The sequence below is a fragment of the Pectinatus brassicae genome (assembly GCF_014201835.1).
Lineage (GTDB): Bacteria > Bacillota > Negativicutes > Selenomonadales > Selenomonadaceae > Pectinatus > Pectinatus brassicae.
The window spans coordinates 51,635-60,669 of record NZ_JACHFH010000019.1; the positions used below are offsets into that span (position 1 = coordinate 51,635).

Sequence of the window (9,035 nt, forward strand, 5' to 3'; positions counted from 1 at the left end):
AATTACTAGTCTTAGCTACTAAATTACTAGTCTTAGCTGCTAACATTGTCAGTAAATCAGCATTTTGCCCTGCTTTATTTTGCGGCACTGATACATCTGTCATATTATTAGCATTTACAGCAGTTGACTGATTATTTTGTTCTGCAGTCAGTAACACGGCATTATTTAGCTGTCCATTTACCTGTGGCTTGGTTAAATTATTCGCCGCTGCAGTTTTTACTGAATTTAAGATTGTTTTTTCAGCAGCACTGCTACTATCAATTTGGGGATCTGTAATACTGTTTGCCTTAGCATTAACATTTGCCACATCATCAGCTGATACATTTTTTTGCAGTATTGCCAATAAAGGTGTTTCCTTTGTACCTACAGCATTTTTATTCTCTGCTGCATTTAACATTGTATTTAACACATTGATGCTATATACATTAGCTACATTAGTCTTTGCACTTTGTTCATCTTCACCTGTAGCAGCCTGCTTATCTGTGCTATCTTTTTTTACCTGTTTGCCTGAATCCTTTTGGACAGTTTCTTTTTGTGCTGACTGCCCTGACTTATCGGTATTCGGTTTAACAGCATCAGTCTTTTTGATTGCCGTTTTATTGTCAGCAGTGTCTGTATTTTTATCCTTAGCCTTATCAAGAGCACTGGTAAAATCTTTACTTTTAGCATTTTTATAACTATCTTTAGCCGCCGGCTTGGCTGCTGTTTTTACTGCCGTTTGCGCCGTGTCTGGCATTACATTTATCACATCTGTCATTTTTTCACCTCCTTTCAATTATAATATCGTTAATTATTATTAAAAACTTTACTTTTTTAGTATTAATTATTGTCCTGCCGCATTTACTGCCGTATCCAGCTGTTGTGCTGTTGGCTGAACCACACCATTATACAAGGTCTTCGTTAATTGGGCACTGCGTGCCGAATCCATATTTTCCATAATTTTAGCCGAGGTGTTATCCGGCATTTTCTGTAAAATAACGGCTATTGTATTATTATCAAGATTGACCAAAATTGCCGCTGCTTTTTTAGGATCCATCTGCGTATATATACGCGATATTTTACTAATTCTTTTTTTTACTTCATCTTCGCGTGCTTTTTTTTGCTCGTCTAATTGTTTTTTCGTCAATATCACTGGTTTTGACTGCTCTATTGCTGTTTTTTGGCCAACTGCATCAGGAGCTGTTTGACCTGTTGACTGAGCGCCCTTATCAGTACCAGCAACATCAACCTTTTGCGTTTTTCCAGTTGTGGCAGCAGCATCTGGTTTTTTGAAATTTGCCCCTATTACCGGCCAATCATAAAGATGCAGTGATTGATTGATTTTATCAATATCAAGAATACGCAAATATATTCCACCAAAAAAACCACCAAGCAAAATAAGTAGAATCAATAATATTATTAAAAGTTTTTTTAATTTCTTTTTAAGTTTTTGGCCCTTAGTCATGACCTCTGTCTGTTCAACATTTGAACTTATAGAAGACTTTGCCATCGTTCACCCACCCTGCATTAACATTATTTATTTATTTGTAAAGATCTAAAACATGACTGACATAATTTTGTGTTTCTGCATATGGAGGAACATCATTATATTTTTTTACCGCCTGTGGTCCGGCATTATAAGCGGCCACAGCCTTACGCACATTACCATTAAAATCATTTAGCAGCTGTTTTAAGTATTTTGCGCCGCCTTCAATATTCTGCTTGGCATCATGTATATCCGTTACACCAAGTCCTTCAGCAGTATTCGGCATAAGCTGCATAACGCCAACTGCTCCTGCCCCTGAAACTGCATCTTGATTATAACCAGATTCAGTCTCAGCAACAGCTGACAGCAATTTGGCATCCACACCATATTTTTGGGCCGCATCTGTTATATATTTACTTATTTCATCAGTACTTCTAGCCGAAGAACTACCGCTATTATCTACAGTCGGATTTTTGTCTGTTCCATTTTTCATTGTAAATAGACTTTGTGTATTTGATATCTGATTGTCCGCTGCTATCTTTTTATCATAAATTTGTGCAAAATCTTCACTACCAGCAATTTTTATATTGAACTTATCCTGTATAGCTTTTATTCGCTGCTGTACTTTATTTATACTGGCAGATATGTCATTTGCACCCTTTAACGGTGTTATACTATTTATTTCCATTATAAATCCTCCGTTAATGCCTTCCTTATATGCATTTGCAAGCCTATTTCGTCAATTTCTTTTTGTTCCTCTGCCAATGCTTCCAGTTTATATTCATCAAACCGTTTTTGTCTGATTTCCTCAACACTTTTCACTTTTTTTTCATATTTCAATAATGTTTCCAAGCATTGTTTTTCTTCAGCTTTGGTTTTGCCTATATCTTCCTTTTGTTTGTCTATCTGATATCGCTGCCAAGAAAAAAAATCGCCATATATTTTTAAAACATTTACATTTACTGTCCCCTGTTGCAATGTTTCTTCATATTCCAGCAGTCCATCATCTAATTCTTTATTCAACAATATAAGCTGCTGTTCCTGTTCATATAATTTTTTTTTAACAGCAAATAATGCCACTTCTGCTTTTTCCCGTTCCATTCGTGAAATTTTCAAAAATGTTTCCAGCTGAAAAACAAATTTTTTCATATATACTCCTGACGTATTTTGTCAGTATTACTTCTCAGCAGTAATTTCCAGTAGTTTCTTAACTGTATCATCATAGCTTGTAGCTTCAAAAATTTCCTGACAAAGAAACGCATTTATATTGTCAATTCTCTCAATTGCCTTATCGATTTTAGGATCTGAACCATTTACATAAGCCCCTATTCGGATAAGATCCGCCGCATCATTATATGCTGCCAAATAAGATCTTAGCAATTGTCCTGCTTTATAATGCTCTTTAGTTGTGACATCGGTCATAACACGGCTTACGCTTGCTAAAATATCAATAGCAGGAAAGTGATTCTGTGCCGCAATTTTGCGTGATAATACTATATGTCCATCTAAAATACTTCTAACGGCATCAGCCACTGGTTCATTCATATCATCGCCATCAACCAGTACTGTATAAATGCCAGTGATACTTCCTTTTGTACTGGTACCAGCCCGTTCTAACAATCGCGGCAGCAGCGCAAACACTGACGGTGTATACCCCCTTGTAGCAGGCGGTTCGCCAATGGTAAGACCCACTTCACGCTGTGCCATAGCAAAACGTGTAACCGAATCCATCATCAGTACAACTTTTTTCCCCTGGTCTCGAAAATACTCAGCAATAGCTGTAGCTGTCATAGCTCCTTTTATTCTCACTAATGCCGGTTGATCTGACGTTGCCACTACGACAATAGAGCGTTTTAAACCTTCTTCACCCAAATCTCTTTCAATGAAGTCCCTGACTTCTCGCCCACGTTCACCTACCAAGGCAATAACATTTATATCAGCTTCCGTGTTTCTGGCAATCATGCTGAGTAAGGTCGACTTACCTACGCCGCTGCCTGCCATTATTCCTATTCTTTGTCCTGAGCCAATTGTAATCAACCCATCAAGTGCCCTTATTCCCACATATAGCGAATCATGTATTCTCGGTCGTGACAAAGGCGGTGGTGGTGGTGCATGTAATGGATATTCCTGCATTTCAGGTGACAGCATTCCCTTTTCATCCATGGGATTACCTAAACCATCAAGTATACGTCCCAATAATTCTGGTCCAACTTTTACTTTCAAGGTTGTCTGCGCTGCCAATACATCACAGCCTGGCCCAATGCCATGCATTTCACCAATAGGCATCAATAAAATATTACCGCCGCGGAAGCCTACTACTTCTGCTGGAATAGGCTCTGTACCCGCAAAAGTAGAGTATACGTAACAAAGCTCACCCACACTGACATTTGGTCCCTTGGATTCTATGACAAGCCCAATTACCTGCGTAACTTTTCCTGACATGCGCATTGAATCACAAAGCTGAAGCGCATCCTTAAATTTTTTAATGTTCAGTGTCTGTTTCATGTTTACCGACAACTTTCCTTAGTGATTTTTCCATCTCAGCAAGCTGCGATGATAATTTTGCATCAATACTGCCATCAGCTGTTTCTATCCAGCAATCACCATTTTGTAAACTATCATCGGCTTTAATATTAAGCTTTACATTGCCGCTAAGCATACTTTGCAATTCAGCTTTTGCTGCTAAGGCAAATTCAAATGAATCATTAGAAACTTTTACATCTATACTAGTTTGGTTTTTGACTTTTTCCAATGCCGTTTGAATAACCGGCAGAATCATTTGCGGCATATCCATAAATTGCTGTGGAATTATCTTACCACTTACTTCCATAACTAGATCAATAAGATCATTTTCAGCATTTTCCCAATACTGTGCTACATCTTCTTGTGCTGTAAGCATGATACGCTCGGCTTTTTGATTTGCTTCGGTAATTATATGAGCATTTTGTTCTTTATATTGCGTCAAACCTTCATCATAGCCATCTGTATGGCCTTGTTTGTAACCGGTTTCCTGGGCTTCTTTTAGAATTACTTCTGCCTGATTTTGTGCTTCACTTATCGTTTTATCACGATTTTCCTGGGCTTCTTTTTCTAATTTTGTTTTATATTCATCGGTCTGCTGTTTCACTATTTCTTGCTGTTGTTCAAGCTGTTCTAACTCTATTTGTTTATTTTGTATCTCATTTGAAATTTTATCAATTTCCTGCTGCAGTTTTAATACTTCATCTTGATAAATCTGCAGCTCATCAGTTTTTTTTTCAGCAGCTTCAATACTAGTGTCATTTTCCGCTTCTGCCTTAATAATAAACAGCGACTCTGGTGCTTTTACCACATGGGGACGATTATCTATAATAGCAGATTTAATAACCTTATACAATCATCTCATCGCCCTTTCCGCGTGATACAATAATTTCACCCTTTTCTTCTAAGCGTCTGATTATATTTACAACTTTTTGCTGAGCTTCTTCTACATCATGAATTCTAACAGGTCCCATATATTCGAGTTCTTCTTTTAATGTAGCAGCCGCACGTTTTGACATGTTTTTATATATTTTGCTGGCAACCTCTTCTGAGGTCCCCTTCATTGCCAATGACAATTCCTTGGAATCCACTTCACGCAGTACCAGCTGTATTGCTCTGTCATCAAGCATAACAATATCTTCGAATACAAACATAAGTCGCTTAATTTCTTCTGTAAGTTCAGGATTTTCAACTTCCAAATTATCCAAAATAGTACGTTCTGTCGTTCTGTCAACACGATTAAGCATTTCAACAACAACTGCAATCCCACCAGCATCGGTGAAGTCTTGTGATGACATCGCTGATAATTTTTTCTCAAGTACTCGTTCTACTTCTCGTAAAACTTCTGGTGAAGTTCTGTCCATTACTGCAATACGTCTTGCTATATCAGCCTGATTATCAGCTGGCAAAGAAGATAATACGCCAGCTGCCTGTTCAGGGCTTAAATATGCCAATATCATTGCAATTGTCTGTGGATGTTCATTTTGAATAAAATTCAATAGCTGTGATGGATCAGTCTTGCGTAAAAAGTCAAACGGTCTTACCTGCAGACTGGCTGTCAATCTTCCAATGATCGTTGCTGCCTTATCAGACCCTAATGCTTTTTCCAATACTTTTTGGGCATAATCAAGCCCACCATGCGAAATATATGATTTTGCCATCAGCAGCTGATAAAACTCACTTATAACGTCATTTTTTTGTTCCTGGGTGACCTGCTGCTGACTTGCTATTTCTAAGGTCAATTTTTCAATTTCATCATCATCAAGATGCTTAAATAGTTTTGCGGAATATTCAGGTCCCAAAGCAATTAATAATACGGCGGCTTTTTGTTGTCCTGATAAATCGCTTGCACTTGGTTCATACATTTTATATTTCCCCTATTATTTATTTGCTAGTCTTCAGTAAGCCAGGTTTTTATGAGATCAGCGACCTGTTCCGGCTCATCATCTATCAATTTTTCAACGGTTTGACGTTGATTGAGTCGAGCCTGTTCTTCTTCACTGAGTTCTTCTTCTGTTAGATCTGGAGCCGCTGCTGCAACTTGCTGTTGTTCAGCCAAACGCTGTGCTTCCAATTCTGCCTGACGCTGCATTTCTTCTTGTGCGGCCTCTTCTTCCAAGCGTTTTTTCCGCCTGTAAAGAAAATAGGCAGCAGCCAATAATAACAAGGGAAGTACAATAGCTGCAACTTCCAAATAAAACATCCTTCCTGCGGCATCACGAGCAGCTTGCTCTTCTTGTGCTCTTTTATCAGAAAGTGCTGTACTAAACGGAACAGGTTCAACAGAGATACTGTCCCCCCTGTTAGGATCAATCCCTACTGCTGATGACACTGCTCGTGAAACGGCGGCTTGCTGTTGAGCTGTCAATTTATCTGTAACCAGCACAGCAATATTTAATCGTTTTACTGAGCCTGGTGCTGCAATTACTTTTTGATTTTCTTCATTTATTTCATAGTTTTTGGTAGCTTCCTGCTTTGAATACTGGGCATTAGTATTATTATTAGCAACGTAGCCTGGTGTATTCGATGTTATGCCAGCAGGCCCGCCTGGCGTTGTTGATGTTCCTGTATATGATTCCTGTGTTTCCTGAGAACTTCGTAAAATGCCGTCATTATCAACAACTGGCGAAAAAGTCTGTCGATTAGTTTGCTTTTGGTCAAAATCGAGTTCGACATTTACCCGCACAAAAGCATTTCCCGATCCCAATGCATTATCAAGCATCGTCTGTACTTCTTGCTGCATTTCGTCGCGAACTTTTTGCGTCATTTTTATTTGTGTAAGAGTAATATTGCCTAATGTATTTTTATTTTCTGCCTGATCAGCATTGGGGTCATTTAATATTTTGCCATGACTGTCAACAATCGTAACATTTTCCGGCTGCAATCCCTGCACACTGTGCGCAGTTAAATTAACAATCCCCTTTATTTCTTTTGCTGTCAGCTGCTTATCATCTTTTAAATGTAATAGAATAGATGCTGTAGCTGGTTTTTCATTCTTTTTATAAAGACTATCTTCAGGAAGAACTATATGTACCCTAGCACTTTGAACAGCATCAATTTGCTCAATAGTACGTGTCAGTTCCCCTTGTAAAGCTTGCAGATAATTTATCTTATTTTGAAAATCGGTTACCCCAAGCTTGCTATCATCAAAAATTTCAAATCCTTTTGTGCCTCTTGGTAATCCCTGTGTTGCCAAATCCAAGCGAAGCTTATGTACATCATTCACCGGTACCAGTATGGTAGTTCCTTCTTTATTTTCCGTTATTTCGTATGCGACTTTTGCTTCCTTTAGCTTTGCTGCCACTTCACCAGCATCCTTTGTTTCCATGTTGGTAAACAAAGGACTCATTTGTGGCTTACTGCCATATACAAAGCTGGCTGCAACTATAGCAATAAGTGCTATTGCTGCCACACCCATTATCGTATATTTTTGTCTATTTGTAAGTTTTTGCCAAAACTGCAGATACCGTTCCTTCCAGCCTGCCATTATCTCAATCCCTTCGCCTATTGATTCTTTTTTTATCTTTTGCCTGTTTTAAAATAAGTGCTATTTTGTAAGGTATTAGATAATAATATATGAATTTATTTACGAGACACTGGTATTACCCTATTTAAATATTAGATAAATGTTACACCTGCATACGTGCAATTTCTTTATATGCATCTACTGCTTTATTACGAATGCTTAATGTCAACTTCAATGCTATTTGTGCTTTTTCTGATGCCACTACTACTTGTGATATATCATCAATTTTACCAGCTGCTAAATCCATATCAAGCTTATCAGCAGTTTTTTGCAATTCATTTGTTTTTTTCAAAGAATCAACCAAAAATTCGCCAAATGATTTACCATCAGCAGCCTGTATATCTGCGGTTTTATTATCTACGAGCTGGCCAATCATTTTAACCGGTGTCATTTGCAATTGTCCTATTTCCATTCATCTGCTCCTTATTTGCCAATATCAAGTGTACGCATCGCTATACTTTTGGCTGAGTTCATTGCTGTTACATTCGCCTCATATGCTCTTGATGCTGTAATCATATCAGTCATTTCCTCAACTATGTTAACATTAGGCATTTCAACATAACCTTGGCGATTAGCATCCGGATTAGATGGATCATATTTCAATGTAAAAGGTGACCTGTCATCTTCTATTCTTACTGCTCTGACGCCATTGCCAGGCTGTGCTATTTCATTTGAAAAAACCTTTAAAAAAGATGAATCTGTAGAATCTGTCCTTGGTTCAAAAACAACATATTTACGGCGATAAGCCGTCCCCTGTGCTGTGCGTGTAGTATTGACATTAGCTATATTGTTACTGATTACATCCATGCGTAACCTCTCAGCAGTCATACCTGATGCTGATGTATCAATTGCTCCAAATAAGCTCATCTTTTCTCCTTCCTAATATTAATCAGTAATAACCGATTTTAAATTTGTAAAATGCATATTCATTTCTCTAGCCAGTGCATTATAATAAAGTGTATTTTTCGCTAAACCCGACATTTCAATATCAGGATCGACATTGTTGCCATCAGTTCGCATTGTTGTTGAATTGTCATCACGTATCATCGGGCTAACGCTCATAGCATCCGAATTATTGTTTTGATCTAATGATATATGCTTTTCATTTGTCAAAGCTAACGATAACCCCGATTTTTTTTCTGTCGGGTATAAAGCCTTTGCCAATAAGCTTTCAAAAACCAGTTCTTTTCTTTTAAAATTAGGTGTATTTACATTAGCGATATTATTGCTAATGACCTGCTGCCGCAGATTAGAGGCATTCATTGCCGTTTCCAGGACATTAATAGCAGGCACATTTAATATATTTCCCAGCATATGTTCTCCTTAGTCATTTTTTAGTCTATACATAAAAGGAATTATTAGAATGCTCGCAGTAAAAGCTCTATTCCTTCTCATATTAATAAACAAACACTATACTGTAATTCGTGAAAAAAAGGGGCTGTGACAAAATGAGAAATCATTTTGTCCACAGCTCTTTTTTTGTGTTTATTTTTAATTTTTCACAAAATAAATCCGAAAAAAGAG

Annotated in this window: 11 protein-coding genes; all 11 read right to left on the reverse strand. The window is 37.7% G+C overall.

Going from position 1 to position 9,035, the window contains the following annotated elements; all coding sequences use genetic code 11:
* The coding region (locus HNR32_RS08450) for a hypothetical protein (RefSeq protein ID WP_183861627.1) at positions 1-757 on the reverse strand (757 nt) is incomplete at its 3' end.
* A 66-nt stretch (positions 758-823) separates the two neighbouring features.
* Positions 824-1,489 carry a MotE family protein gene (locus HNR32_RS08455; RefSeq protein WP_183861629.1) on the reverse strand — a complete coding sequence of 222 codons (666 nt, stop codon included), beginning with the start codon at positions 1,487-1,489 and terminating at the stop codon, positions 824-826.
* Positions 1,490-1,520: 31 nt separating this feature from the next.
* Positions 1,521-2,153 (reverse strand): lytic transglycosylase domain-containing protein, encoded by a 633-nt coding sequence (locus tag HNR32_RS08460; RefSeq protein ID WP_183861631.1) that lies wholly within the window; start codon positions 2,151-2,153, stop codon positions 1,521-1,523.
* A complete protein-coding gene (gene fliJ / locus HNR32_RS08465) occupies positions 2,153-2,614 on the reverse strand; it encodes a flagellar export protein FliJ (RefSeq protein WP_183861633.1) in 462 nt (153 codons plus the stop codon). Before fliJ ends, HNR32_RS08460 begins: the two co-directional genes overlap by 1 nt.
* A 27-nt stretch (positions 2,615-2,641) precedes the next feature.
* Positions 2,642-3,970, reverse strand: coding sequence for a flagellar protein export ATPase FliI (fliI, locus tag HNR32_RS08470; RefSeq protein ID WP_183861635.1), 1,329 nt, complete (start codon positions 3,968-3,970; stop codon positions 2,642-2,644).
* Positions 3,948-4,841, reverse strand: a complete 894-nt coding sequence (locus HNR32_RS08475) for a FliH/SctL family protein (RefSeq protein WP_183861637.1) — start codon at positions 4,839-4,841, stop codon at positions 3,948-3,950. The genes fliI and HNR32_RS08475 overlap by 23 nt, the downstream gene beginning before the upstream one ends.
* Complete coding sequence (fliG, locus tag HNR32_RS08480; RefSeq protein WP_183861639.1) at positions 4,834-5,850, reverse strand: flagellar motor switch protein FliG; 1,017 nt, start codon at positions 5,848-5,850, stop codon at positions 4,834-4,836. The genes HNR32_RS08475 and fliG overlap by 8 nt, the downstream gene beginning before the upstream one ends.
* 26 nt (positions 5,851-5,876) lie before the next feature.
* Positions 5,877-7,472: a flagellar basal-body MS-ring/collar protein FliF gene (gene fliF / locus HNR32_RS08485; RefSeq protein WP_183861641.1), complete on the reverse strand. Its 1,596-nt coding sequence runs from the start codon at positions 7,470-7,472 to the stop codon at positions 5,877-5,879.
* Between the two features lie 142 nt (positions 7,473-7,614).
* Complete coding sequence (gene fliE / locus HNR32_RS08490) at positions 7,615-7,923, reverse strand: flagellar hook-basal body complex protein FliE (RefSeq protein WP_183861643.1); 309 nt, start codon at positions 7,921-7,923, stop codon at positions 7,615-7,617.
* Positions 7,924-7,934: 11 nt separating this feature from the next.
* The gene (flgC, locus tag HNR32_RS08495; protein ID WP_183861645.1) at positions 7,935-8,378 is read right to left on the reverse strand and encodes a flagellar basal body rod protein FlgC; all 444 of its coding nucleotides are present in this window, start codon (positions 8,376-8,378) and stop codon (positions 7,935-7,937) included.
* An 18-nt stretch (positions 8,379-8,396) separates the two neighbouring features.
* Complete coding sequence (gene flgB / locus HNR32_RS08500; protein WP_183861647.1) at positions 8,397-8,825, reverse strand: flagellar basal body rod protein FlgB; 429 nt, start codon at positions 8,823-8,825, stop codon at positions 8,397-8,399.
* Positions 8,826-9,035 lie beyond the last annotated feature (210 nt).

What these genes read in the sequence shown, in the direction of transcription:
- fliF (WP_183861641.1), bottom strand. Translation starts at nt 7,472, where the DNA reads ATGGCAGGCTGGAAGGAACGGTATCTGCAGTTTTGGCAAAAACTTACA.
- HNR32_RS08460 (WP_183861631.1), bottom strand. Translation starts at nt 2,153, where the DNA reads ATGGAAATAAATAGTATAACACCGTTAAAGGGTGCAAATGACATATCT.
- flgB (WP_183861647.1), bottom strand. Translation starts at nt 8,825, where the DNA reads ATGCTGGGAAATATATTAAATGTGCCTGCTATTAATGTCCTGGAAACG.
- fliJ (WP_183861633.1), bottom strand. Translation starts at nt 2,614, where the DNA reads ATGAAAAAATTTGTTTTTCAGCTGGAAACATTTTTGAAAATTTCACGA.
- HNR32_RS08455 (WP_183861629.1), bottom strand. Translation starts at nt 1,489, where the DNA reads ATGGCAAAGTCTTCTATAAGTTCAAATGTTGAACAGACAGAGGTCATG.
- flgC (WP_183861645.1), bottom strand. Translation starts at nt 8,378, where the DNA reads ATGAGCTTATTTGGAGCAATTGATACATCAGCATCAGGTATGACTGCT.
- fliI (WP_183861635.1), bottom strand. Translation starts at nt 3,970, where the DNA reads ATGAAACAGACACTGAACATTAAAAAATTTAAGGATGCGCTTCAGCTT.
- fliG (WP_183861639.1), bottom strand. Translation starts at nt 5,850, where the DNA reads ATGTATGAACCAAGTGCAAGCGATTTATCAGGACAACAAAAAGCCGCC.
- fliE (WP_183861643.1), bottom strand. Translation starts at nt 7,923, where the DNA reads ATGGAAATAGGACAATTGCAAATGACACCGGTTAAAATGATTGGCCAG.